This is a genomic window from Actinomadura sp. 9N215 (assembly GCF_044326345.1).
In the GTDB taxonomy this organism is placed as follows: domain Bacteria; phylum Actinomycetota; class Actinomycetes; order Streptosporangiales; family Streptosporangiaceae; genus Spirillospora.
Map to the genome: position 1 here is coordinate 55,637 of NZ_JBIRBA010000006.1, position 23,276 is coordinate 78,912.

Consider the following 23,276-nt stretch of genomic DNA (forward strand, 5'->3'; position numbering starts at 1 on the left):
GGCCTCCGACGCGGACGCCGCCGACTGCGCCGACCTGGACCGGTGGGTGGGACGCGTTCCGGTGGGCGGACCGGGACCTTACGTGTCGTCCCGGGGCAGGTGTTCTCCTCGCCTTACCGGCGAGCGGTCCTCGTCCGTCGCGCGGGTCACTCGAAGGTGGGATCAGCGCAGGAGCAGGCCCGCCAGTTCCACCCGCGAATGCACGCCGAGCTTCTGGTAGATCGACTTGAGATGGTGCTTGACGGTGTTCGGGCTGATGTGGAGTCGCGCGGCTATCTCGTGGTCGCGCCATCCGGCGGCGACGAGTTCGGCGATGGCCGCCTCGCGTTCGGTGAGGAGACGGCGCAGCGCGGGGGGCGGCGCCGCCGTCCGGGACTCCGCCGACAGGATCGACACGATCAGCGAGGGGCGCTCGGGCAGGGGCGCCGACGTCACGGTGATGTCGGTCGCGGCGATACCGGTCGCGGCGTCCTTCCCCGCGGGCCCCGCGAGCCCGGCGGGCCCGGCGGGCCCGGCGGCCTCTGCGGGTTCGGCGGGGCGCAGCGTCAGGCGCCGGGTCGCCTCGCCGCCGTGGTCGCCCTGCGGCGGTCGCCGTCGCCGAAGGCGGGCTCGCCCTCGTTGCGGGCGAAATTGATCGTCCCGACGACCTCGCCGCCGCTGATCAGCGGCGCGCACATCACGTGCGCCATGTCGTAGTGCCGGAACAGCCCCTGGACGATCGGCGCCTCCCGCCACCCGTCGGCCGGCTTCACCGGCGAGTCGTCCCAGGCCCGCCGCGCCGCCATGGCCCCGCGCAGCACCGGGTCGACGGCCCGGCCGAACCGCTCGTAGCGACGCGCGTAGAACCGGCTGAGCCCGCGCACCGCCGACGCCCGGGGCCGTCCCGTCCGCTGGTCGTACAGGTAGACGCCGTAGGCGAAGGACGGCACATGACCGGAGACCCAGTCGAAGTAGCGGTCCTGGAGCTCGTCCAGGCCCCTGGCGGTGACGACCGCCTCCAGCCCGGAACTCAGGCACTCCTCGTCGGCGGCCGTCGCGTCGCCGACGCCGATGCCGCCGATGTCGTCGATGGCGTCGCCCATCCAGCGAGTATGCGCCGCCGATAAGCCGTCACGCTAGACGCCGCGGCCAGCGATTCGTCGCCGGCCAGGGCGCCCCACCGCCACACGACTCGCGTGCGCGCAACACGCTCGACCGCTGGGCGGTTCAGGCCATGTGGACGATCTCCCCGTCGAGGACGGTGTGGCGCACGCGGGCGGCGGGCAGGTCGGCGGCGTCCAGGGCGAACAGGTCCCGGTCGAGGACCACCAGGTCGGCCCGCTTTCCCGGGGTGAGGGTTCCGAGGTCGTGTTCGCGGCGGGCCATGTGGGCGCCCTCGTACGTCGCGCCGCGCACGGCCTCGCTCCGGGTGAGGCGCTGGTCCGGGAACAGGCCGCCGGGCGGCGTCCCGTCGAGGGTCTGGCGCGTCTCCGCCGCGTGCAGGGTGCCGAGCGGGTGGGGCGGCGCGACCGGGAAGTCGGTGCCGAGGGCCAGCCGAACGCCGCCGGACAGCATGGTCCGGAAGGCGTAGGCGCGCCGCGCCCGGTCCGGGCCTAGGCGGTCGGTGAGGTACCCGATCGCCTTGTGCAGGTGGGCCGGCTGGACGGATGCGGTCAGGCCCAACCGGGCGAGGCGCGGGACGTCCGGCGGCGCGACGACGATGGCGTGCTCGACGACGAAGCGGTGGTCGGGGTCCCGTCCGGCGAGGACCGGTTCGAGGGTGTCGAGGACGATCCGGTTCGCCCGGTCGCCGATCGCGTGCACGCACAGCCCGCGTCCGTGCGCCAGCACCGCGTCCGCCGCGTCGTCCGCGTCATCCGTGTCATCCGTGTCATCCGCGCAGGTAGACCGTCGTCGTCCGGGTGTAGAAGTCGCGGGGCGCGTGGCCCTGCTCCTTGGCGCCGAACCCGCTGGCCTTCTCCCCGCCGAACGGGACGTGCAGATCGGCCCCGGCCGAGTTGGAGTTGACGTGCAGGACGCCGACGTCGAACTCGTCGACGGCCCGCAGCGCCGTGCCGAGGTCCCGGGTGAAGATCGCCCCGGACAGGCCGTACTCGCTGTCGTCGGCCAGCGCGTGCGCCGGGCCGTCCGCGCGTATCGCGGCGAGCACCGGGCCGAACACCTCCCGCCGCCACAGCGGCAGGTCGGGTCCGGGCAGCGCGAGCACGCTCGGCGGGACGAAGTATCCCTCGGCGAGCGGCCCCGACGTGTACGGCTCGCCGCCCGCGAGCGCCTCGGCGCCGCCGTCCAGCGCCTCGCCGGTGGCCCGGTCGACGGTGTCGCGGGCAGCCGCGGTGATCAGCGGGCCCATCCGGACGCCCGGGTCGAGCGGGTCGCCGACGTCCAGTCCTTCCGCCAGCCGGACGACCTCGCCCAGCAGGTCGTCGGCCACGCGGTCCTTGACGACGAGCCGGGTGTTGGACGTGCAGCGCTGCCCGGACACGCCGAACACGCCCGGCACGATCTGCGCCGCCGCGGCGGCGATGTCGGCGTCGGCCAGCACGATCGCGGCGGAACTCGCCCCACCCGCAGTCGGAGATCGCGCGGGCCAGCCTGCGGTTTCTGACCATGTTGGCGACCGCGAGGTCTTCGATCACAATCACGTCGGCTTGGCGGACGAGGTGGGTGCTGGTGCGGTGCAGGAAGTCGGCGCAGGCGTTGCGGACCTTGCGGTGTGCGGCGGCGACCTTGTTCTTGGCCTTGCGCCGGTTGGCCGAGCCCCGCTGGCAGCGCGCCATGCGTCGCTGGTAGCGGGCCAGGTTGCGCTGCTTGCGCTCCAGATAGCGTGGGTTGGGGATCTTCTCTCCGTCGCTGGTGACCGCGAAATCGGTCACGCCGAGGTCGACGCCGATCTGGCGCCCGGCGGCCGCGAGCGGTTCGGGGGCGCGGATGTCGACGGCGAAGGTCACCTACCAGCGGCCGTCGGGCTCTCGGGAGATCACCACCATCGTCGGGTTCAACGCTGCCACGTCGACATCGGGGAATGACCACGTGAACTGGAGCGGCGTGCTGGTCTTGGCCATCCGCAGTTGCCCGTCGCGGATGCGGAACGCCGACCGGTGTAGTGCACGGACTGCCGCGAGTCACGGTTCTTGAAGCGTGGGTGGCGGGCGCGTCCGGCGAAGAAGTTGACGAACGCGGTGTGCTGGTGCCGCAGCGCCTGCTGCAACGGCACGCTGGACACCTCGTTCAGGAACGCCAGGTCGCCGGTCTTCTTCCAGGCGGTCAAGGCCGCGCCGGTGTCTTTGTAAGAGGTGCTGCGGCCGTCAGCGCGGTAGGCGCGATGCCGTTCGGCGAGGGTCTTGTTCCACACCAGGCGCACACACCCGAACGTGCGGTTGAAGATCGCAGCCTGTTCGGGGTCGGGATAGGCCCGGCACTTATACGCCGTCCGCATGACCAGCACTTTACCCGCGAAAGCACGCTACGTCACAAGTAGCCACGATGAGTAACGTCCCCGGGTCCCGGGGTTGGGTTCGACGCCGGGGTCGTCCGGCTTCGCCGGGTCGCTCCTGACGGGTCCGGATTCCTTCCCGGCTTAAAGGTCGGAGCATCCTCCGGAGATTCAGGAGAGTGCGTTCTGCGGGCCCGTCCGGGGTCAGGAGAACGCGGCGACGCCCGTGAGCGCCTTTCCGATGACCAGGCTGTGCACCTCGCTGGTGCCTTCGTAGGTGAGCACCGATTCCAGGTTGTTGGCGTGCCTCAGCACCGGGTATTCGAGGGTGATGCCGTTGGCCCCGAGGATGGTCCGGCACTCGCGCGCGATCGCCAGGGCCTCCCGGACGTTGTTGAGCTTGCCGACGCTGACCTGCTCCGAGGTGATCGCGCCGGCCTCCTTCAGGCGTCCGAGCCGGAGCGCCAGGAGCATGCCTTTGCCCAGCTCAAGGGCCATGTCCGCGAGCTTCTGCTGGGTCAGCTGGAAGCCCGCGAGCGGACGGTCGAACACCGTCCGCTCGCGGGCGTAGGCGATCGTGGTCTCCAGGCAGTCGAGGGCCGCGCCGAGCGCGCCGAAGACGATCCCGAACCGCGCCTCGGTGAGGCAGCCCAGCGGTCCGGACAGGCCGCGGGCGCCGGGCAGCATCGCGTCGGCGGGCAGGCGCACGTCGTCCAGGACGAGCTCGCTCGTCACGCTGGCGCGCAGGGACAGCTTCTCGGCGACGTCGCGCGCACTGAACCCGGGTGTCCCGGCCGGGACGAGGAACCCGCGGATGCCGTCGTCCGTCCGGGCCCAGACGACGGCGACGTCGGCGACCGCGCCGTTCGTGATCCACATCTTGGTGCCGTTCAGCACCCAGTCGCCGCCGTCGCGCCTGGCCGTGGCGCGCATCCCCGCCGGGTTGGAGCCGAAGTCGGGCTCGGTGAGCCCGAAGCAGCCGATCCGCTCGCCGGCGGCCATCGCGGGCAGCCAGGCGTCCTTCTGCTCGTCCGAGCCGTAGGCCCAGATCGCGTACATGGCGAGCGAGCCCTGCACCGACACCAGGCTGCGCAGTCCCGAGTCGACCGCCTCCAGCTCGAAGCAGGCCAGGCCGTACGCGACGGCGCCCGCGCCGGCGCAGCCGTGGCCCTTCAGGTGCATGCCGAGCAGGCCGAGGCCGCCCAACTTGCGGGCCAGCTCGGACGCGGGCAGCTCGCCGGTCCGATACCACTCGGCGATGTTCGGTCGCAGCTCGTTGGCGCCGAACGCGCGGACCGTGTCGCGGATCGCCCGCTCCTCCTCGGTCAGCAAATCGTCCACGCCGAACAGCTCCAGCGGACGAACCGCTTGGCCGGTCATTCCAGGACCCTCCTCAACGAAAGCCAGGGGCACTACCTCAGCACAGAATCTATTTTGGATCCAGTATTGATTCTCCAATAATCGGCGGCTAAGGTCCTGGCGGTACGTCCATGTGCGGGGATCGCTCTAGGAGGGCCGACCGGATGCAGAGCAGCGGCTTGCACGGCGCGCGGGCATGACCGGAGCCCTGCGCGACCTGGTCGTCGTCGACTTCAGCCGCGTCCTCGCCGGACCGTACGCGACGATGCTGCTCGCCGACTTCGGCGCCGAGGTGATCAAGATCGAGCGGCCCGGCGGCGGCGATGACACCCGGTCCTGGGGACCCCCGTTCGTGGACGGCGAGAGCACCTACTTCCTCGGGGTCAACCGCAACAAGCGCTCCATCGCCCTCGACCTGTCCGACCCCGCCGACGCCGCGACGGCCCGCGCGCTGGCGGCCCGCGCCGACGCCGTCGTGGAGAACTTCCGCCCCGGGACGATGGAGCGGCACGGCCTCGGCTACGCGGAACTGCGCGCGGCCAACCCCGGGCTCGTCTACTGCTCGATCACCGGGTTCGGCACGGACGGCGGCGCGAACCTGCCCGGCTACGACCTGATCGTGCAGGCGGTCGGCGGGCTGATGAGCGTGACCGGCGACCCGGGCGGCGAGGGGATGAAGGTGGGCGTCGCGCTCGTCGACGTGATCACCGGCCTGCACGGCGCGCTCGGCGTCCTGGCCGCGCTGCGGCACCGGGACGCCACCGGCGAGGGCCAGCGGGTGGAGGTGTCGCTGCTGTCGTCGCTGCTGTCCGGACTGGTCAACCACGCCTCGGCGTACGTCGCCGGCGGGGTGGTGCCGACCTCGATGGGCAACGAGCATCCCAGCATCGCGCCGTACGAGCTGTTCGAGACCGCGGACCGGCCGCTGGTCATCGCCGCCGGCAACGACCGGCAGTTCCGCTCGCTCTGCGACGCGCTCGGCCGTCCGGACATCGCCGCCGACGAGCGTTTCGCCACCAACAGCGCCCGGGTCGCGAACAGGGCGCCCCTGAAGAGCGAGCTCACCGCCGCGCTCGCCGGGCGCACGGCGGACGACTGGTTCGCCGCCCTCACCGCGGCGGAGGTCCCGTGCGGGCCGATCAACGACCTCGCCGGCGCCTTCGACCTCGCCGCCCGCCTGGGCCTCGCCCCCCGCGTCGCCCTGCGGGACCCGCGCCGGCCGCACCCGGTGGGGCAGGTCGCCAACCCGATCCGGCTGAGCGCCACGCCGTCCCGGTACCGCACCGCGCCGCCGCGCGTGGACGAGGACGCCGCCGCCGTCCGCGCCAGGATCGCGGGGACGTCCGATCGCGGAACGCCGGAGAACGCGCACGAGGTGTGGAATCCTTGATACAAGATCCAAAACCTGGAGAGGGGTAACCCCGGATGACCGTGGGCAAGCGGCCCCGGCGCCCGCCGACGGCACAGCAGTTCGTCCTCGAAGAGATCAGGCGCGCCATCACCAGCGGCGAGCTCCGCCCGGGCGACCCGATCCGGCAGGACGCGCTGGCCGAGGAGCTCGGCGTCAGCCGCGTCCCGCTGCGCGAGGCGCTCAAGATCCTTGAGGGCGAGGGCCTGGTCACCTACCAGGTGCACCGCGGCTACGGCGTCGTCTCCCTTTCCATGGCGGACCTGCGCGAGGTCTATCTGATCAGGGAGATCCTGGAGGCCGAGGCCGTCCGCCGCGCGGTCGGCGAGGTCACCGACGCCGACGTCGAGCGGCTCGAGGACATCCAGCGCGGCGTCGAGCGCGCCGCCGACGCGGGCGACGTCGCCGAGATGGCCGCCGCGAACCGGCTGCTCCACTTCACGCTGTTCGAATGCTCGGGGATGCCGCGGCTCGTCCGGCACATCCGCCTGCTCTGGGAGGCCACCGAGGCCTACCGCTCGCTGTACTACAGCGACCACGAGAACCGGCAGCTGGTGAACCACGAGCATCGCGCCGTGCTCGCCGCGCTGCGCGACCGCGACGCCGACAAGGCGATCGCGTCCCTCGACGAGCACCGCGCCCACGCGGTCTCGGCCCTCGAACTCGTCTTCGCCGAGGAAACGGCCGCCGACCCGCGGCAGTGACCCTCACGGGCCCACGCACCAGGTCGGCCGCGAGACCGCCGGCGATCGGGGGCGGCCCCAGGGTCAGGTGCGGGTGGTGAACCGGGTGTAGCCGGCCCGGACGCGGCCGAACGCGTTCATGGTGTGCATCGTGTAGGTCCACGCGGAATCGGCCGGCCGGACCGGATCGTGCCAGGCGGCGGGCTGGTCCAGGTTGCCGCTGAGCGAGATGAGCTTGATCAGCGTCACCCGGTCGTCGCGGAACTGCGGCACCGGCATCACCGAGTACGCGTCCTGCAGCACCTCCGCATGCCGCGACAGGCGCTCCTTCGCGGTCGCCCGGTCGAACTCGTAGAGGTCGTCCAGCGCGTAGAAGGTGATCTCACTCGTCCACAGGCCGATCGCGTGCACCGCCACGGTCTGGTCCGGGATCGTCCCGTCCGGGGTGAGGGACCACTCGTGACGCCGGTTGTCCCGTGCGAGGGTGTCCACGTACTGCACGGTGGCGCGGCCCAGAGCGGCCGGCGGCGCGGCCGCGTCCGGCAGTTCGAGTTCGAGGACGATCCAGTAGGTCTCGCCGTAAGCGAGGTCGGGCGCGAAGATCCGGATCCCCTTCTCCTCGGTGATCAGGTCGGGCAGGCCCGGAGTGCCGGACTGCTCCTCGCCCCGGCGGCGCGCCTCCCGCGCCTCCTGAAGCACCGCCTCGCGCGCGGCCGGATCGGTGATCAGGTCATGCCCGTACAGGTGCCAGACGCGGATCTCGGGGTCTATCTCGATCTGCAGCTGGACGTTGATCGCGGCAAGGTGCTCGCGCCGCGTGAGGTCCTCCGCCAGGTTGAGCCGGACGTCCCCCGGATCGGTCACGAACGTGCAATGTTCTCGATCAGGTCGGCGATCCCCATCGACGACCTGGTGCCGAAGGCGTTGTTGCGGCGGACGAACAGCCCGTCGTGCGGCAACGGCTCGTCCCTCGACCGCGACGACACGCCGCCCGGAGGCGTCGCCCCCCGCGACGGGCGCGCTAGATGAGCACCCGCCCTGTATCGCAAGCCCCGCGGCGCCCTGCGGCGATCCATGGAGAACTCCCGATAAGAGAGGTTTGTTGTGCCCAGCTCATTGTCAGGTTTCACCACTCCCCGGAAATGGAAGGATGCCTCGCTTTCCACAGACAGCACCAGGTCGGCAGGCGGCTGCTCGTCGCTACCGCGACGTGCGCGCCTTCTCCTCCATCGGCGGCGCCCGAATCTGTCCCGGAGGCGTGCCTTTTCGGACTCGGGAATCGACGCCGACCGGGAGATGGTGATCAGGCAGGACGGGAGTTCCTGGAATAGTCGCTCGATCTGCTCACTCCACCGCGATGAGCTGAGGCGATACAGCCCGAGGTGACGGACGGGTACGTGGCCGCTGATGGCCGTCCTGATCTCTGACAGGACATCGGAGGCACAGGTGTGAACGGTCGTCACTGTGGCGTCGGGGTCCTGAGCCGGGGTCCGGGTGATGAGGACCGCTTTCCCTTTTCTCCTAAGTGACTTCCTGACCAGCCGCATGACCGCGGACACATCGGCGCTCTCGCTCGTCAGAACCTCGTTCAGGCGAACGCCTGGTGGCGGCGCACCACGGGTCGGCAGCCACCGCGGGGAGGCGGACTCTCCGGCACAGCACCCGGACCGCCCACGATCGTGATCGGCTGGCTGATGAACTGGTCTCGGGACGCCTGGTTGACGACGTTGTTCCACCCGGATACCTCGGCGCTGGTCTTCAGCGCGCCAGCGTCGGCTTTGGCGGCGGCCTTACCCGGGGTCGGCTGTTCTCCGCCCGTCGCGCCGCGCCGGCCGGCGGCCATCCCGTACACCGCCAGCCCGAGCCCCGAGATCCCCACCCCGGTCCCTATCACCCCGACGGTGTCCTTGAGGTGGAAGCCGGCCACCGCGAAATACGCCCCGAGCCCAACCACGGCCACCGCCACGATCAGGCCACCGGAGCACATGAGCAGGCGCCCCGTCATGACGGCATTATCAGCACACTTCAAAGATCACACGCCGGAAGACGGCACACTCCTCCCGATGGCGGATTGGCCGCTGCTCGTCAATCCGGCCAAGCCCTTCGCAGGCCCGTGCTCAGCAATGCCGGCCGCCCGGCGCCGTGAACGCAACCGGGCCTGTCAGCGGACGTCAGGGGGGCGCCCCAACGTCCGCATGACAGGCCCGGGAACGGCTCGTCGTCACTGCATTAGCAACGTTTCCAGGTCAGGTGGTAGGCCGCATCGGCATTTGCGGATTCCACCGCGATGAAACTGGGCTCCTCGGAGTCGCCCGCGTTCACCCGCACTTCGGTGTTGATGTTCAGGTTGGGGTTACCGTCGCACGGCTTGTAAACGAGTTCGGACCGGTTGATTCTGTCGGTGAACCGCCAGCTGCGGTTGGCGGGGCCCTCGATCGTGTGGGTCACCGCGCGCGTCTCGGAACTGCCCTGGAAGTAGTAGCTCGTCCGCCGGACGGCGGAGGCTCCGGCCTGCACGTGGGCGAAACCGCGGGACGAGATCCCGACGACCGCGTAGGTATAGTCCTCCGGAGCGTTGACCTTCACATTGAGCTGGCAGTTCTTCCGGAAGTCCGTCGGCGGGGCGTCGCCGCCGCCCCAGGCCAGGTACTTGTCGAAGGTGACGGTGAAGCCGTCGCCGTCGTCGGATGGGGTGACCTTCGCCGTGCCGGCCGGGCAGCCCGAGCCGAGGACGGTCGCGACCTCCATGGTGACCCCGCGGGGCGGCCGGGCCGACTGGGATTCGGCGCCGTTCTCGGGGTTGTCGTCGGAGGCGGAGGCGGCGGCATAGGAGGCCGTCGCCAGGGCGGGCAGGAGGACGGCGGCGCTTACCACGATCCCTACACGTCTGGTGTTCATCATGGTCAGGTCTCTCGGGAGGGGGTGGCCGCGACCTCGTCGTCGCACGCGAATTTCGCCGACTGTAACGGCGCATTCACGGAGACATTGATGGCCGGGGCTGAATGGCGATCCTCACGGTTCGGAGAATCCGTTTTGGAGAGTATTCCTCGCCCGCTTGGAGGTCAACACTCCGGTATTGCCGCTTATTAACAATTCACATTGGTTTTGAATCGCTCTTTAAGGCCGCCGCTCCGCGGAGGTTCCGACGGGCCTCGGCCGTGCCTGGACGCCCCGGACTGGCCAGGTCGCGGGCGGCGATCCAGGCGCAGGTGAGGACCACCGCATCGGCACCGCTCCCGGCCGCGGGACGGTGAACGGGACCGGCCTCGATGCAGGCGTGGTTGCGTTCCACGCACACGAGTTCGCGTGCGGGCTCGCCGTTCCAGCGGCCTCCGGAGACATCCGAAATCCAGTTGGCCGATACCGGCACCCAGGCCGAGGATTCGAGCGCCGCGCACCTGGATGACAAGTTGGGCTGTTGACCGCCTTCTTCGCATCAGAGGAGGGAGAGCCGGTGGGCTCGGCGTACCGCCTCGGCTCTGCGCGTCACGGCGAGTTTGCGGTTGATGCTCTTCAGATGGGTCTTGACCGTGTTCACGGACACGTACAGGCTCGCGGCGATCTCCTGCGTGGTCATCAGTTGCGCCACGGATCGCAGCACTTCCAGCTCGCGCGGGCTGAGCCGCTCCACCGGTGCCGTTCCGTCCTGGTCGGGGGTGACCGTCGTCCCGGTCTCCGCCGCCAGCCCAAGAGGCTCCAGGAGCGGACGATAGGAAAGCATCATCTCGGGGTCATGGCGCAGGACGGGGAGCAGCCAGCTCCGCGACATCGCGAAGGGCCGCCTGATCTCCTCGCGCCGGGCCAGGCCGAGGGCCCGGTCCAGGGAGCGGCGGCCTTGCCGGCGGTCGCCGTTCCGGTAGGACAGGCGGGCGTCGAGCAGCCAGGCGTCGACGCGCACGTCCAGCGGCGCTCTGGTGGCGTGGCGCAGAGCGTCCTGGAGTCTCGCGGACGCGGTGTCGTCGGCGCCGAGGCGCGCTTCGACGCGGGCGAGCGCGAGGGCCGATTCGAGTGCTGCTCTGCCACCGGCCCGTTCGGCGTCGCGGCGGGCGGCCTCGATCTCGCCGCAGGCCACGTGGGCTTCGGCGGACAGCAGGGCCAGTCTGCGTTCGAGCCAACCGGGGAGCGGGGTGATCTCGCTGGCCGCTCGCAGGTCGTCCAAGGCATGCTCGGGTCGGCCCTGGCACAGGTCGGTTCGGGCCTTCACTAGGTGCTGGATGGCGTTCGACAGGGGATCCGCGTGGCCGGACCGCGTCCGCGCCGTCCGGCCGAGCCGACCGCGGGCCTCCTGGAGATGCCACCGTTCCACGTCGGCCCAGGCACGCGCCAGAAGCGCCGCCGCGACGGCGCCGCCGTCCGGTGGCACAGGCACGTCGGGGAGCCGGTGGGCGCGGTCCGCCAGTTCGGCGGCCCGCGCGACGTTGCCGAGCAGGGCCTCGGTGAGCGCCAGGTCGCCGAGGCACCGCTGCTTCTGGACGTCCCCTCCCGCCTGCTCGGCCGCGGTCAGCGCCGCGCCGAAATGGCGTGCCGCCTGGTGCAGTTCCCCGTGCCAGATGTGGGCGGCCCCTCGTCCCGACGACGCCAGCGCCCGCAGTTCGGGACGGTCGTCGAGCAGCCGGCCCGGGGCCTGCCACAGCAGGGCGGCCTCGCCGGAGGCGTCGGCCAGGCCGGCGAAACCGGCCGGTCCGGGCCGGCAGAGCTCGACGGCCGCCAGGCACCACCGCGCCGGCCGGGACACGCCAGGCGGCGACCGCCGCAGCGCCCTTCTGGCGTGGCGCAGCGCGGCCGCGCGGGACGTCTCGTCCCGGCGCCGCGCCGCGACCGCCGCGGCCACGATCGCCGGTTCCGGCCCGCCGCCGGTGAACGCCGCCGTGTCCGGTATCCCGTCGAGGAGGCCGAGCAGCGCGTCGTGCGGTCTCAGGCCGAGGACGTGTCCGATCGCGAGCCGGTCGACGACCATCCGCGACGCGTACTGCCAGTCGTCCGCCTGGACGGCCTGGCGCACGGCGTCGGGCAGCAGCCCCGCCCGCTCGAACCAGGCCGCCGCCCGCCGGTGCAGCACGGGGACCATGCCGGGCGATTCGTGCCGGAGGATCAGCCGCAGCGCCTTGCCGAACATGGGGTGGTAGCGGTACCAGCCCTGGCCGAGCGGCACGGCGAACGCGTTCTGCCGCACCATGTCCGGGAAGGCCCGGCCCGCCGCGCCGGCGAGTTCGCCGGCCAGTTCGGTGTTGACGCGCTCCGCGACGCTCGTCGACAGCAGCAGCCACCGCGCGTCGGGCGGCTGGGCGTCGACGACCTCCTCCATCAGGTAGCCGGCGACGGCCTGGTCGTCGCCGGCGAACCGCGCGGCGAACTCCTCGGGATCGGGGTGGCGCTCCATCGACATCGCGGCGAGCCTGATCGCCGCCGGCCAGCCGCCCGTCCGCTCGCGGAGCGCCCGCCGGGACGCGGACGTCAGCCGCACGCCGTGCTGGGACAGGACCTCGGCGATCTCGTGGTCGGTGAAGGCCAGGTCGTCGGCGCGGATCTCGGTCAGTTCGCCCGCGAGCCGGTGGCGGTGCAGCGGCAGCGGCGAATCGCTGCGGGAGAGGGCGACCGCACGGAAACCGGGGCCCGCGTGCCGCAGCAGGTGGGTCACCACGGCGGCGGGCGCCGAGCCGGGCCGTGCCGGGAAGTCGTCGACCACGATCGCGACGGGGGCGCCCGCGTTCAGCAGGGCCCGTGTGATCTCGTCGAGCAGGTCCTGCTCGCGGGCATCGGTGCGGCCGGGGCCCCGTTCGGTGGACGCCACGTCAATTCCCGCCCGGACGAGACCGCCGCCCAGGGCGAGGCAGAACCCGCGGACCGTCGCCGTCGAGTCGTCACAGGCGACCCAGCAGGCGACCGGCACCGGCGGCCCCGTCCCGATCTGCGGTCCCGCCTCCGTCCGCGGCCCCGCACCGGTCGCCGCCCACGCCAGCGCCGTGATCGTCTTGCCCGCTCCCGGCGGGCCGGTGATCAGGGTGAGCGGGCCCCGCACCGCCTCGCTCAGCCGCTCGGACAGGCGCGGGCGCGGAACGGCCCAGCGGGGCAGGTGCGGCAAGGAGCCCCCAGCCGGTTCGGCCGCCTGCGCCGACGCCTCCGAAGTCGCATTCGGTGGCGGCTGCGCGGAAGTCCCCGTCGCGGTCATTGAGATCATCCCCCGAGAGGGGGCCTTGTGCTGTTCCGCGACGCTCCGGTCCGGACATATGCCCCCTTGTCCCCCTCCTTACCCTTCTGTGCATCGTCAGAACGGCGACGGGCGCGGGGCCGCGCCGTCGGGCCTCACCTGGTTCAGGTGATGCCGTCCGGTCATGGCTCGGCTCAGCATGCGTAGGGAGCATCGCTTTCCGGCGCCGCCGAAGGCCTCACACCCCGGGCACGGCCGGCCGCCGGAGGAGAAGCACGGCGTCGATCGGAGCGACGACTTGGACCTCCAAGTACTTCCGCTGGCCGTCACCATGATGGTGGGACCCCAGATCATGTCCGCCATCATCCTGGTGACCGGCAGGCAGGCCGTACGCGCCTCCCTGGCCTTTCTCGCGGGCGTGACCGCCGCCGCCATCGCCGGGGTCTCCGTCGGACGCGGCGTCTTCGCGCTGGTGGGGAACGGCGTCTCGCTGGGCGATCCGTCCAGCGCGGGATCGGCGGGGACCATCGTCCAGATCGTGCTGGTCGCGCTGCTGCTCGCCGCCGCGGTGAAGAGCTACGCGAAGCGGGAGACGGCGAAACCGCCCAGGTGGCTCGGGACGCTGATGGACGCGGGCCCGCGCAAGGCCTTCGAGATCGGCCTACTGGTGATCCTGCTGATGCCCTCGGACATCATGGTCATGCTGGCGGTGGCCGCCCATCTGGAGCAGCGGGACCTGGGCCTGGCCGCGGCCCTGCCGTTCATCGCCGCCACCGTCCTGATCGCGGCGCTGCCGCTGCTGACGTTGCTGCTCTTCCGCGGGCGCATGAAACGGGCCATGCCCCGCGTCCGGGAATGGATGAACACCCGCAGCTGGCTGGTCAACATCGCCGCTTACGTGATCTTCATTCTGCTCGTCCTGTGACGTCGCGCCGCGTCCGTGCGGCCGGGGTGGGCCGGGCCGGCGCCCCGGCCGCCGTTCACCCGCCAGGGATGATGCGGGTTCCCGCCCGGCGCGGTGCGCTCGTGTCAGGACCGCACCCGGCCGGTGCGGAGTCGACGAACGGAGGGGACCTCATGACCTCAACGTCACCCACGGGAGCGGTCGGGCCGGCGAACCCGCGGACGTCGGGCGGCGGCCCCGCCATGCTGCTGGCGACCGGTGTCCGGAGCGTCGGTGTGGCCGCCGGGATCCTCGCGGCGCTGCTGGGCATCGCCATCGTGGCCTGGCCGGACGCCACGATCCGCGTCGTGGCCTTCCTCTTCGGCCTCAACCTGGTGATCCACGGCGTGTACCAGATCGCGCGGGCCATCGCCGCGGACGAGGCGGGCGGAGGCGCTCGCGTCCTGTACACCCTGCTGGGTGTGCTGTCGCTGGCCGTCGGCGTGCTGGTCATGCGCGACCCGCTCCAGACCGTCGAGATCCTGGCCCTCCTCTTCGGCCTGTTCTGGCTGATCACCGGCACGGTCGGGCTCGTCACCACACTGACGGAACCGGCCCCGCGAGGACGCGGCGGCGCGGTCCTCCTGGCGGGCCTGTGCATGATCGCGGGTCTTCTGCTGCTGCTCTGGCCCGGGATCACCCTGACGGCCCTCACCTGGCTCGCCGGCCTGTGGCTCATCACCTGGGGCCTGCTGACCACGGCCCTGGCGCTGTGGATCCGGCACGCCGGGAAACGGACAGCGAGCGCGAGCCGATGACCGGCCCGTCGTCCAGCCCCGGCTACGAGATCCGGATCAGGGGCCGTGTCAGCGACACGTTCCAGCAGGCCTTCGAGGACCTCAACGTCCGGGTGAACCCCGTCGAGACCGTCGTCTGGGGCGCCGGCCTCGACCAGGGCGCCCTGTACGGCGTCCTGGAGACGATCGAGTCCCTCGGGCTGGAACTCGTCGAGGTGCGCCGCCTCCCCTGATCGGCGTCCCGCGGACCGCGTCGCCTGGGGTAAGGATGGTGCATGAGCAAGGTCAAGCGGCTGCCGCGCAAGGTGTACGAGCCGGAACTCGCCCGCCTCCAGGCGGAACTGGTGAAGCTGCAGGAGTGGGTCCGCACCGAGGGCGCCCGCGTGGTCGTGGTGTTCGAGGGACGGGACGCCGCCGGCAAGGGCAGCACGATCAAGCGGGTCACGGAGTACCTCAACCCCCGCGTCGCCCGGATCGCGGCGCTGCCCGCACCGACCGGCCGGGAGCGCACCCAGTGGTACTTCCAGCGCTATGTCGAGCATCTGCCCGCCGCCGGGGAGATCGTCCTGTTCGACCGTTCCTGGTACAACCGGGCGGGCGTCGAACGCGTGATGGGCTTCTGCACCAAGCAGGAGTACATGCGCTTCCTGCACCAGTGCCCCATCTTCGAGCGGCTGCTGGTCGAGGACGGGCTCCTCCTGCGCAAGTACTGGTTCTCGGTCAGCGACGCCGAACAGGAACGCCGTTTCCGTAGCAGGCTCGCCGACCCCATGCGGCGGTGGAAGCTGTCGTCGATGGACATGGAGTCCGTCACCCGCTGGGAGGACTACTCGCGCGCCAAGGACGAGATGTTCGTGCACACCGACATCCCGGAGGCGCCCTGGTACGTCGTGGAGAGCGAGGACAAGCGGCGCGCCCGGATCAACATGATCGCCCACCTGCTGTCGACGATCTCGTACCACACGGTGGAGCCTCCGCCGCTGCGGCTCCCCGAGCGGCCGCCCCCGAAGGGCTACGAGCGGCCACCGCGCGACATGCAGACCTACGTTCCCGACCACTCGGCGACTTTGCGTCAGTGACACCGCGACCGCGCACCGAGGCCGCGGGCCGGCGGCTGCGGTGCGCTTCCCGGGCGGCGGCTGCGGCGCGCTCCCCGCGCTCTCTCACCGGGCCTGGCCAGGTCAGAGGCGCACCGATGATGTTCAGCGGGCGTGCACGGGCAGCACGGCTGATCTTCACACGCCGCCGTGAGACTGCCGGTCATGAAAAGCCGTCATGTTCTCGGTGTGGCCGGTGCGGTGTCGTCCCTGGTGCTGGCGCTCCCGGTCCAGGCCGTCGCGTCGCCCGCGCGGGAGGCCGACGTCCAGTCCTCCCCCGCCGACCGCGCGTACCGTGATCTGCTCGACCACCGCAGGAACGGCAAGGTGATGACCGCGGCGCACCGTGGGCAGTGGCGCGAGGCGCCGGAGAACAGCGTCCCGGCCGTCCGGGAGGCGTTCGACGACGGCGCCGAGATCGTCGAGATCGACGTGCGGCTCACCAAGGACGGCGTGCCCGTGCTCATGCACGACACGACCGTCGACCGCACGACGAACGGCTCCGGCGCCGTCTCCGACCTCACCCTGGCGCAGATCAGGTCGCTGCGGCTGAAGAAGGGCCTGGGCGGGAAGCAGGCGGCGCTGACCGGCGAGCGGGTGCCGACGCTGGACGAGGCGCTGCGCATCGCGAAGCACCGCGGCCTCGTCAACCTCGACAAGGGGTGGGACGCCCGCGAGGAGATCTACCAGGTGCTGCGCCGGACCGGCACCGTGCGCAACGGGCTGTTCAAGAGCTCCGCGCCCGTCGCGGACGTGCGCGCGTTCCGGGCGAAGCACCCGGACGCGGTCTACATGCACGTCGTCTCCGACGGCAACATCGCCGCCCTCGACGAGTTCGGCGCCGACCAGCCCGTCGCGTACGAGGTGGTGTTCGGGCGCGCGTCCGACGCGGTCGCCGCCCGTCCGGTGCTCGACCGGATGCGCCGGACGGGCCGCGTCTGGATCAACTCGATGTGGTTCGGGCTCGCCGACCACTACACCGACGAGCGCTCGCTGATCGACCCCGACCGGGGATGGCGCGCGCTCATCGAGCGGTACGGGGCGTCGGTCCTGCAGACGGACAACGTCGAGACCCTGGAGTCGTGGCTGCGGACCGGACGGGCCCAGCGGTTCCCCCGGCACACCGTCCGCGTCCAGGGCGAGGACTTCCGGGAGGGCGGCGAGGGCGTCGCCTACCACGACAACGACAAGGGGAACCGCGGCGGCGCGGCGCGTCCCGGCGAGGACGTGGACGTCTGCGACCAGGACGGCGCGATCGTCGTCTGCTGGATGCGGGCCGGCGAATGGCTCACCTACGACTTCACGGTGCGCAAATCGGGACATTATGCCGTGTCGGCGCGGGTGTCGTCCCCGTACGACCCGGCGGGCACCTACCGGCTCGCGTTCGACGGGGACGGGCCCGGCAAGCCGGTACCGATCGGCAACACCACCGGCCACAGCGCGTTCTTCACGCAGCCGAGCGGCGTCACGCGATACCTCACCGCCGGACGGCACACGGTCCGCATCAGCCTGGACGCCGACGCGTACCAGAACTGGAACCTGGACTACCTGCGCCTCGACCTCCTGAAGCCCCGAACCGGCTGACCCACCGGCGAGCGGCGGCCGAGGTCGGGGGCCAGGGCGGGGTCGGGACGGGTGAGCCCAAGAGTCGGCTGTGACCGGCCAAAAGGGCGATCAAGGGCCGTGTCGGCGGAGGCGGGCCGGGCAGCCCGCCTTGGGCACAGGAGAACGACATCGCGTCCGGCCGGCTCCGGGGGTCGCGGTCGCCGCGCGGGCGTGACGCCCTGATCGTCGCCGAGCCGAGGAGGGCGTGACATGCAGGGCTATTCCAGCGCGCCGGCCGCCGAGGGACCGCTGGCGCGGATCCCGGACTGGGGCATCCGGAAGATCAGGCGGCACGCCGCCCTGATCGCGGTCGGCGGGTTCCTGTTCGGCTTCGACACCGGGGTCATCTCCGGGGCGCTGCTGTTCATCAGGACCGACTTCGCGCTGGACTCCTTCGAGCAGGGCAGCGTGGTGAGCGTGCTGGTCCTGGGCGCGATGGTGGGGGCGCTGGCGTCCGGACGGCTCGCCGACCGCCTCGGACGGCGCCGGATCTTCGCCCTGGAAGGGGCGGTGTTCGTCGCCGGCACGGCGCTCGCCGCGCTGGCGCCCGGCTACGGCGTGCTGATCGTGGCCCGGCTGGTGCTCGGGCTGGCCGTCGGGGCCGCCTCGGCGACCGTCCCGCCCTACCTGTCGGAGATCTCCCCGAAGGAGGTCCGCGGCCGGATCCTCACCCTCAACCAGCTGATGATCACGACCGGGATCCTGGTGGCCTACCTGGTCAACCTCGCGTTCTCCGGCAGCGGAAGCTGGCGTGCGATGATCGCCGTCGGCGCGGTCCCGGCCCTGGTGATGGTCGTCTCGGCGGTGTGGGTGCTGCCCGAGTCCCCCGAATGGCTCCTGGCGCACGGGCACCGGCGGCGCGCCCGCGCGCTGATCGCCGGGGTCAGCGACCAGGAGACCGCCGACCAGGTGATCCAGCGGCGCGAAGAGTTGCGGCGGGAGCAGGAGGCGGGGGACGCCCCGGAGGACCGGACGGCGACCGGCTGGCGTTCGCTGCTGACCGACCGCGTCCGGCCCGCGCTGGTCGTCGGGCTGGTGCTGGCCGCGACGCAGCAGTTCGGCGGCATCAACACGATCATCTACTACGCGCCGACGATCATCGAGAGGACGGGGCTGACCGCGTCCAACTCGATCGTCTACTCCATCGCCATCGGGATCATCAACCTCGTCATGACGCTGGTCGCGATCCGGCTGATCGACAGCGCCGGACGCCGCGAACTGCTCCTCGTCTCGTTCGCCGTGATGACGGTCACGATGGCGCTGCTCGGCCTGGCGTTCGTGGCGGGGTGGGGCTCCGTCCCGACGCTGCTGTTCATGGTGCTCTACATCGGCGGGTACGCGGCGGGCGTCGGTCCCGTCTTCTGGACGCTGATCGGTGAGATCTTCCCGCCGCGGGCGCGGGCGACCGGTTCCAGCGCCAGCACCGCCCTGAACTGGGCGAGCAACTTCACGGTCAGCCTGGTCTTCCTGCCGATCGCCGGGGTCCTCGGGCAGGGCGAGACCTTCTGGATCTTCGCGGTGATCTCGGCGATCGGCCTGCTCTTCACCGCCCGGTTCATCCCGGAGACCAAGGGCCGGGACTTCGCCCAGGTCGACCACGAGCTCCAGAGCCGCTTCGGGCATCGCCGACCGGCCGCGAAGAAGGCGTAGCCCGCGAGCCGGCCGGTCGCACGGGGTGGACCGGTCAGATGCCCAGGAGGTCCGTCAGGTCGTCGGCGTGGTCCTCTTCCTCGGCGAGGATGCTCTCCATCAGGCGGCGGGTGGTCGGGTCGGCGTCGCCGAGCCAGCGGATGATGTCCTGGTAGGACTGGATGACGATGCGCTCGGCGTACAGGTTCTCCTTGAGCATCGCGGTGAGGTCGTTGTCGGCGAACGTCGTGTACGGCGTGTGGGAACGCCGCGCGAGCGTCTCGGGGTCGAAGTCCGGGTCGCCGCCGAGCTGGCTGATCCGCTCGGCGGCCCGCATCGCGTGGTGGCGCTCCTCCTTCGCGTGCTCGTGGAACTCGTCGGCGACCTGGGCGCTGTCGATGCCGGAGCAGGCGATGGCGTTCTGGCTGTACCGCATCCAGCACACGATCTCGGTGGCGAGGACGTCGTTGAGGACGGCGATGACCTTGTCGACGTCGCGGCCGTAGGTGCTCGTCACGGGACCCTCGTCCATCCGGGCGCGGGCGCGCTCCCGGATCGCCGCCACGTCGATGCTGAAGCTGCCGTCGGACATGTTCTCCCCTTCTGATCATGCGGACTCCCACTCTGCTACCCACCGTGAGCGCATCATTCCCGTGCGCCACGCTCCGTGTCGGCGTCGCGTGACCGGTGAGGCCCAGGGCCTCCGTCGGCGGCGATGCGTTTCGGCGCGCTGAGCGCGGCGGACATTTGGCCGACTGTTGACGAATCGCCGCCATTGCCGCGCGGCGGCGAAGGGAACGTGTCACTCGGCATCCCGCGGGGCGCCCGCCCTGGGCTCCCGCCGTCGCGGCTCCACGGTGTCGCGCGAGTGAGCTTCCAATCCAGCCGGCGGCCGGGAAGGCCCTTCATCGCGAGGACCCAGATGAACCTGTCACCACGTGAGATCGACAAGCTGCTCATCTTCGCCGTCTCGGAGCTGGCCGACCGGCGCAGGAAGCGCGGCCTGAAGCTGAACTACGGCGAGACGGTCGCGCTGATCAGCGCGGCCATCGTGGAGGCCGCGCGGGACGGCAAGACCGTCGCCGACTGCATGGAGCTGGGCAGGAAGGTCGTCGGACCGGACGACGTGCTGCCCGGAGTGCGCGGAATGTTGAAGCTCATCCAGGTCGAGGCGACGTTCGACGACGGGACCAAGCTGGTCTCCTGCCACGATCCCGTCGGCGGAGGCAGGTGACCGTGCCGCCGACCCTTCTCGTGAGACCACTTCTCGTGAGACCACCGACGCGAGCCATTAAGGGGGCGGCCGTCCATGGCGGACGACACGTACATGTTCGGGACGGGATCGATCGAGCTCAACGCCGGGCAGCGCAGGGAGACGCTGACCGTGCACAACACCGGTGACCGGGCCGTGCAGGTCGGTTCCCATTTCCATTTCTTCGAGATCAACCGGGCGATGCGCTTCGACCGGGAGAAGGCGTTCGGAATGCGGCTGGACATTCCGGCCGGCACCGCCGTCCGGTTCGAGGCCGGTGACACGAAGGAGGTGCGGCTGGTCGAGTACGGCGGCGGGCTGCGCATCGTCGGGTTCGGCGGCCTGCTGAACGGGAGCGTCCGGTCGCGGGCGGCGAAGGCGGAGGCGCTGGCGAGAGCGCGCGCCCGCGGCTATCTCGACGAGCCGGAGCCACAGCGGGAGCGGGAGCGGGAGCCGGAGTGGAAGAAGACCGGGTCGCGTGGCAGGAAATCCTCGAAGGGCGCCGCAGGCGGCCGGTCGAAGAAGGGCTGACGGCGATGACGACGATTTCTCGCAAGCAGTACGCGGCCATGTACGGCCCGACCGTGGGCGACCGTTTCCACCTGGGCGACACCAATCTCGTCGTGGAAGTGGAAAAGGACCATTCCGAGGGCCATTACGGCGACGAGTCCCAGTACGGCGGAGGGAAGACGGCCAGGGACGGGATGGCGGCCGACCCCGCCTCGCGCAACGCCACCACCGCGCTCGACACGGTGATCACCAATGTCGTGATCATCGATCCGGTGCTGGGCGTGGTGAAGGGCGACATCGGGATCAAGGACGGGACGATCGCCGGGGTGGGCAAGTCCGGCAACCCGCACACCCAGAACGGCGTGGACCGGCGGCTGATCGTCGGGGCGGGCACCGAGGTGATCTCCGGGGAGAACCTGGTCGCGACGGCCGGCGCGATCGACACCCACGTCCACTTCATCGCGCCGCAGCAGGCGCAGCACGCGCTGAGCAACGGGATCACCACCCTGGTCGGCGGCGGCACGGGACCCGCGGACGGCTCCCGCGGCACCACCTGCACGCCGGGGCCGTGGAACATCGCCCGGATCCTGCAGGCCTACGAGGACATCCCGATCAACGTCGCGGTGTACGGCAAGGGCAACAACAGCCTGCACGCCCCGCTCGACGACCAGATCAGGGCGGGCGCGGCCGGGCTGAAGGTGCACGAGGACTGGGGCTCGCCCCCGGCGGTCGTCGACTGCGCGCTGAGCGTCGCCGACCACCACGACGTCCAGATCACGCTGCACACCGACACGCTGAACGAGTCCGGGTTCGTCGAGGACACGATCAGCGCGATCAACGGGCGGGCCGTCCACACCTACCATTCGGAGGGCGCGGGCGGCGGGCACGCGCCCGACATCCTGCGCATCGCCGGGGAGCCGAACGTCCTGCCCGCGTCGACGAACCCGACGCTGCCGTACACGGTGAACTCCACGGACGAGCTGCTGGACATGACCATGGTCTGCCACCACCTCAGCTACGACGTCCCCGAGGACCTGGCGTTCGCCGAGAGCCGCGTCCGGGCCGAGACCATCGCGGCGGAGACGGTGCTGCACGACCTCGGGATCATCAGCATCATCGGCTCGGACTCGCAGGCGATGGGACGGGTCGGCGAGTCGTTCACCAGGGCGTTCCAGGTCGCCCACCACAACAAGGACAAGCGCGGCCCGCTGCCCGAGGACTCCGCGCGCAACGACAACCGCCGCGTCCTGCGGTACCTGGCCAAGCTCACCATCAACCCGGCCCGCGCCAGCGGGATGGCCGACACGGTCGGGTCCCTGGAGGACGGCAAGCTCGCCGACATCGTGCTGTGGCCGATCCACTCGTTCGCGGCGAAGCCGTGGATGGTCGTCAAGGGCGGGCTGATCAGCTGGGCGCAGCTCGGCGACCCGAACGCGTCGCTGCCCACCCCGCAGCCGGTCTACCTGCGCCCGACGTACGGGTGCTTCGGCGAGGCGCTGCGCAAGACCTGCGTGACGTTCATGTCGGCGGCGGCGATCGGGGAAGACGTCCCGGAGCGGCTCGGCCTGCGGCGGCTGGTCCGGCCCGTCCGGCAGTGCCGGAGCGTGGACAAGCGCCACATGATGCACAACTCGACCGTGGCGGACATCCAGGTCGACCCAGAGACGTACCGGGTCAGCGTGGACGGGCGGCCGGTGTCCATCGAGCCGGCGAAGAAGCTGCCGCTGACCAGGCTGTACTTCATCGTATGAAGCGCCGCCGCCGCGCGCCGGAGACGAGCGATCTGGGGCCGCTGCTCGCGCAGCTCCAGCTCACCGACTCCGGTTTCCCCAGCGGGCTCTACACGCTGTCGCACGGCCTGGAGGGATACGTCCAGCTGGGTCTCGCCGAGGCGGAGGACCTGGCGGCGCTGGTGTCCGGCCTGGTGCGGGCCGCGGGCACCGCGGACGCGGCGGCGCTGGCGCTGGCGCACCGGGCTGTGTCCGCGGACGAATGGGACCGGGTGGTCGAGACCGACCGCAGGCTGCACGCGATGAAGCTCAACCAGGAGCAGCGGACGGCGTCGGTCCGCACCGGGCGGCAGGTCCTGGACAGCGCGGGCGCCGCGTTCGCGTCCGCTCCGGCGGCGCGGCTGGGACGGCTCGTCGCCGACCGCGCGACGCCCGGCAACCACGCCGTCGTCGTGGGCGCCGTGCACGCGGGGCTGGGGGTGCCCGTCCGGCATGCCGTGGCGAGCGACCTGTACGCCTTCGCGGCGGGCTGCGCGGCGGCGTCGGTGCGGCTCGGCCGGATCGACTTCCGGCGGGCGCAGGGGCTGCTGCGGGAGGTCAGGCCCGAGGTCGTCCGGGCGGCCGGGGCGGCGCTGGCCGTCCGGGACCCGCGGGACCTGCACGCCTCCACCCCGGCGGCGGACGCCGTCGCCGCCGCGCACGAGCGGGCGGAGGCCCGACTGTTCGTCACCTGACCCGAACG

At 71.5% G+C, this 23,276-nt stretch carries 23 protein-coding genes and 2 pseudogenes; 13 read left to right on the plus strand and 12 right to left on the minus strand.

Translation table 11 applies throughout. The features are described from left to right. Positions 1-162: 162 nt before the first annotated feature. The 7 genes and pseudogenes from ACH34T_RS12170 to ACH34T_RS12200 form a co-directional block, all read right to left on the minus strand. A complete protein-coding gene (locus ACH34T_RS12170) occupies positions 163-435 on the minus strand; it encodes a response regulator transcription factor (protein WP_395992160.1) in 273 nt (90 codons plus the stop codon). A 110-nt stretch (positions 436-545) separates the two neighbouring features. Beyond that, entirely contained in the window at positions 546-1,082 is a 537-nt protein-coding gene (locus ACH34T_RS12175; protein WP_395992161.1) for a GAF domain-containing protein, read from the minus strand. A gap of 124 nt (positions 1,083-1,206) precedes the next feature. Then, positions 1,207-1,983 carry an amidohydrolase family protein gene (locus ACH34T_RS12180; protein WP_395992432.1) on the minus strand — a complete coding sequence of 259 codons (777 nt, stop codon included), beginning with the start codon at positions 1,981-1,983 and terminating at the stop codon, positions 1,207-1,209. Then, on the minus strand, positions 1,871-2,542 hold the full coding sequence (locus ACH34T_RS12185; protein WP_395992162.1) for an aldehyde dehydrogenase family protein: 672 nt from the start codon (positions 2,540-2,542) through the stop codon (positions 1,871-1,873). The genes ACH34T_RS12180 and ACH34T_RS12185 overlap by 113 nt, the downstream gene beginning before the upstream one ends. A 64-nt stretch (positions 2,543-2,606) precedes the next feature. Then, positions 2,607-2,948 (minus strand): annotated as a pseudogene (locus ACH34T_RS12190) (RNA-guided endonuclease InsQ/TnpB family protein); the annotation flags it as partial. Positions 2,949-2,995: 47 nt separating this feature from the next. Continuing rightward, positions 2,996-3,436 (minus strand): RNA-guided endonuclease InsQ/TnpB family protein, encoded by a 441-nt coding sequence (locus tag ACH34T_RS12195; protein ID WP_395992163.1) that lies wholly within the window; start codon positions 3,434-3,436, stop codon positions 2,996-2,998. A gap of 201 nt (positions 3,437-3,637) precedes the next feature. Continuing rightward, a complete protein-coding gene (locus ACH34T_RS12200; protein WP_395992164.1) occupies positions 3,638-4,813 on the minus strand; it encodes an acyl-CoA dehydrogenase family protein in 1,176 nt (391 codons plus the stop codon). Between the two features lie 175 nt (positions 4,814-4,988). Here ACH34T_RS12200 and ACH34T_RS12205 point away from each other — a divergent pair, with 175 nt between their 5' ends. Continuing rightward, positions 4,989-6,182, plus strand: a complete 1,194-nt coding sequence (locus ACH34T_RS12205; RefSeq protein ID WP_395992165.1) for a CaiB/BaiF CoA transferase family protein — start codon at positions 4,989-4,991, stop codon at positions 6,180-6,182. A 35-nt stretch (positions 6,183-6,217) separates the two neighbouring features. Then, positions 6,218-6,904 (plus strand): GntR family transcriptional regulator, encoded by a 687-nt coding sequence (locus ACH34T_RS12210; RefSeq protein WP_395992166.1) that lies wholly within the window; start codon positions 6,218-6,220, stop codon positions 6,902-6,904. Positions 6,905-6,967: 63 nt separating this feature from the next. Here ACH34T_RS12210 and ACH34T_RS12215 read toward each other — a convergent pair whose 3' ends face one another. Beyond that, positions 6,968-7,747: a hypothetical protein gene (locus tag ACH34T_RS12215; RefSeq protein ID WP_395992167.1), complete on the minus strand. Its 780-nt coding sequence runs from the start codon at positions 7,745-7,747 to the stop codon at positions 6,968-6,970. A 9-nt stretch (positions 7,748-7,756) separates the two neighbouring features. Between ACH34T_RS12215 and ACH34T_RS12220 the strand changes: the two genes are divergently transcribed. Continuing rightward, positions 7,757-7,912: a hypothetical protein gene (locus ACH34T_RS12220; protein WP_395992168.1), complete on the plus strand. Its 156-nt coding sequence runs from the start codon at positions 7,757-7,759 to the stop codon at positions 7,910-7,912. A gap of 559 nt (positions 7,913-8,471) precedes the next feature. Here ACH34T_RS12220 and ACH34T_RS12225 read toward each other — a convergent pair. The 3 genes from ACH34T_RS12225 to ACH34T_RS12235 all read right to left on the minus strand — a co-directional run bounded on the left by ACH34T_RS12225 (position 8,472) and on the right by ACH34T_RS12235 (position 12,965). Then, positions 8,472-8,888, minus strand: coding sequence for a hypothetical protein (locus ACH34T_RS12225; protein WP_395992169.1), 417 nt, complete (start codon positions 8,886-8,888; stop codon positions 8,472-8,474). 224 nt (positions 8,889-9,112) lie between these two features. Then, positions 9,113-9,757 carry a DUF4360 domain-containing protein gene (locus tag ACH34T_RS12230; RefSeq protein ID WP_395992170.1) on the minus strand — a complete coding sequence of 215 codons (645 nt, stop codon included), beginning with the start codon at positions 9,755-9,757 and terminating at the stop codon, positions 9,113-9,115. Positions 9,758-10,319: 562 nt separating this feature from the next. Then, on the minus strand, positions 10,320-12,965 hold the full coding sequence (locus ACH34T_RS12235) for a LuxR C-terminal-related transcriptional regulator (protein ID WP_395992171.1): 2,646 nt from the start codon (positions 12,963-12,965) through the stop codon (positions 10,320-10,322). A 364-nt stretch (positions 12,966-13,329) separates the two neighbouring features. Between ACH34T_RS12235 and ACH34T_RS12240 the strand changes: the two genes are divergently transcribed. The 6 genes from ACH34T_RS12240 (at position 13,330) to ACH34T_RS12265 (ending at position 19,063) form a co-directional block, all read left to right on the plus strand. After that, positions 13,330-13,956: a GAP family protein gene (locus ACH34T_RS12240; RefSeq protein ID WP_395992433.1), complete on the plus strand. Its 627-nt coding sequence runs from the start codon at positions 13,330-13,332 to the stop codon at positions 13,954-13,956. Positions 13,957-14,108: 152 nt separating this feature from the next. Continuing rightward, positions 14,109-14,732: an HdeD family acid-resistance protein gene (locus ACH34T_RS12245; RefSeq protein WP_395992172.1), complete on the plus strand. Its 624-nt coding sequence runs from the start codon at positions 14,109-14,111 to the stop codon at positions 14,730-14,732. Further along, complete coding sequence (locus tag ACH34T_RS12250) at positions 14,729-14,944, plus strand: hypothetical protein (protein WP_395992173.1); 216 nt, start codon at positions 14,729-14,731, stop codon at positions 14,942-14,944. Before ACH34T_RS12245 ends, ACH34T_RS12250 begins: the two co-directional genes overlap by 4 nt. Positions 14,945-14,986: 42 nt before the next feature. Next, entirely contained in the window at positions 14,987-15,790 is an 804-nt protein-coding gene (gene ppk2, locus ACH34T_RS12255) for a polyphosphate kinase 2 (protein WP_395992174.1), read from the plus strand. Positions 15,791-15,973: 183 nt separating this feature from the next. Then, entirely contained in the window at positions 15,974-17,392 is a 1,419-nt protein-coding gene (locus ACH34T_RS12260; RefSeq protein WP_395992175.1) for a glycerophosphodiester phosphodiesterase family protein, read from the plus strand. A gap of 231 nt (positions 17,393-17,623) precedes the next feature. Beyond that, a complete protein-coding gene (locus ACH34T_RS12265) occupies positions 17,624-19,063 on the plus strand; it encodes a sugar porter family MFS transporter (RefSeq protein WP_395992176.1) in 1,440 nt (479 codons plus the stop codon). Between the two features lie 34 nt (positions 19,064-19,097). Here ACH34T_RS12265 and ACH34T_RS12270 read toward each other — a convergent pair whose 3' ends face one another. After that, a complete protein-coding gene (locus ACH34T_RS12270; RefSeq protein ID WP_395992177.1) occupies positions 19,098-19,634 on the minus strand; it encodes a bacterioferritin in 537 nt (178 codons plus the stop codon). A 330-nt stretch (positions 19,635-19,964) separates the two neighbouring features. Here ACH34T_RS12270 and ACH34T_RS12275 point away from each other — a divergent pair, with 330 nt between their 5' ends. The 4 genes and pseudogenes from ACH34T_RS12275 to ACH34T_RS12290 all read left to right on the plus strand — a co-directional run bounded on the left by ACH34T_RS12275 (position 19,965) and on the right by ACH34T_RS12290 (position 23,268). Beyond that, complete coding sequence (locus tag ACH34T_RS12275; protein WP_395992178.1) at positions 19,965-20,276, plus strand: urease subunit gamma; 312 nt, start codon at positions 19,965-19,967, stop codon at positions 20,274-20,276. A gap of 75 nt (positions 20,277-20,351) precedes the next feature. Further along, a pseudogene (locus ACH34T_RS12280) lies at positions 20,352-20,654 on the plus strand (urease subunit beta); the annotation flags it as partial. Between the two features lie 176 nt (positions 20,655-20,830). Further along, a complete protein-coding gene (gene ureC, locus ACH34T_RS12285; protein ID WP_395992179.1) occupies positions 20,831-22,555 on the plus strand; it encodes an urease subunit alpha in 1,725 nt (574 codons plus the stop codon). Continuing rightward, positions 22,552-23,268 carry an urease accessory protein UreF gene (locus ACH34T_RS12290; RefSeq protein WP_395992180.1) on the plus strand — a complete coding sequence of 239 codons (717 nt, stop codon included), beginning with the start codon at positions 22,552-22,554 and terminating at the stop codon, positions 23,266-23,268. The genes ureC and ACH34T_RS12290 overlap by 4 nt, the downstream gene beginning before the upstream one ends. The last annotated feature ends 8 nt before the right edge of the window (positions 23,269-23,276 follow it).

What these genes read in the sequence shown, in the direction of transcription:
- ACH34T_RS12175 (WP_395992161.1), bottom strand. Translation starts at nt 1,082, where the DNA reads ATGGGCGACGCCATCGACGACATCGGCGGCATCGGCGTCGGCGACGCG.
- ACH34T_RS12195 (WP_395992163.1), bottom strand. Translation starts at nt 3,436, where the DNA reads ATGCGGACGGCGTATAAGTGCCGGGCCTATCCCGACCCCGAACAGGCT.
- ACH34T_RS12200 (WP_395992164.1), bottom strand. Translation starts at nt 4,813, where the DNA reads ATGACCGGCCAAGCGGTTCGTCCGCTGGAGCTGTTCGGCGTGGACGAT.
- ACH34T_RS12205 (WP_395992165.1), top strand. Translation starts at nt 4,989, where the DNA reads ATGACCGGAGCCCTGCGCGACCTGGTCGTCGTCGACTTCAGCCGCGTC.
- ACH34T_RS12210 (WP_395992166.1), top strand. Translation starts at nt 6,218, where the DNA reads ATGACCGTGGGCAAGCGGCCCCGGCGCCCGCCGACGGCACAGCAGTTC.
- ACH34T_RS12220 (WP_395992168.1), top strand. Translation starts at nt 7,757, where the DNA reads ATGTTCTCGATCAGGTCGGCGATCCCCATCGACGACCTGGTGCCGAAG.
- ACH34T_RS12225 (WP_395992169.1), bottom strand. Translation starts at nt 8,888, where the DNA reads ATGACGGGGCGCCTGCTCATGTGCTCCGGTGGCCTGATCGTGGCGGTG.
- ACH34T_RS12245 (WP_395992172.1), top strand. Translation starts at nt 14,109, where the DNA reads ATGACCTCAACGTCACCCACGGGAGCGGTCGGGCCGGCGAACCCGCGG.
- ACH34T_RS12250 (WP_395992173.1), top strand. Translation starts at nt 14,729, where the DNA reads ATGACCGGCCCGTCGTCCAGCCCCGGCTACGAGATCCGGATCAGGGGC.
- ppk2 (WP_395992174.1), top strand. Translation starts at nt 14,987, where the DNA reads ATGAGCAAGGTCAAGCGGCTGCCGCGCAAGGTGTACGAGCCGGAACTC.
- ACH34T_RS12260 (WP_395992175.1), top strand. Translation starts at nt 15,974, where the DNA reads ATGAAAAGCCGTCATGTTCTCGGTGTGGCCGGTGCGGTGTCGTCCCTG.
- ACH34T_RS12265 (WP_395992176.1), top strand. Translation starts at nt 17,624, where the DNA reads ATGCAGGGCTATTCCAGCGCGCCGGCCGCCGAGGGACCGCTGGCGCGG.
- ACH34T_RS12270 (WP_395992177.1), bottom strand. Translation starts at nt 19,634, where the DNA reads ATGTCCGACGGCAGCTTCAGCATCGACGTGGCGGCGATCCGGGAGCGC.
- ACH34T_RS12275 (WP_395992178.1), top strand. Translation starts at nt 19,965, where the DNA reads ATGAACCTGTCACCACGTGAGATCGACAAGCTGCTCATCTTCGCCGTC.
- ureC (WP_395992179.1), top strand. Translation starts at nt 20,831, where the DNA reads ATGACGACGATTTCTCGCAAGCAGTACGCGGCCATGTACGGCCCGACC.
- ACH34T_RS12290 (WP_395992180.1), top strand. Translation starts at nt 22,552, where the DNA reads ATGAAGCGCCGCCGCCGCGCGCCGGAGACGAGCGATCTGGGGCCGCTG.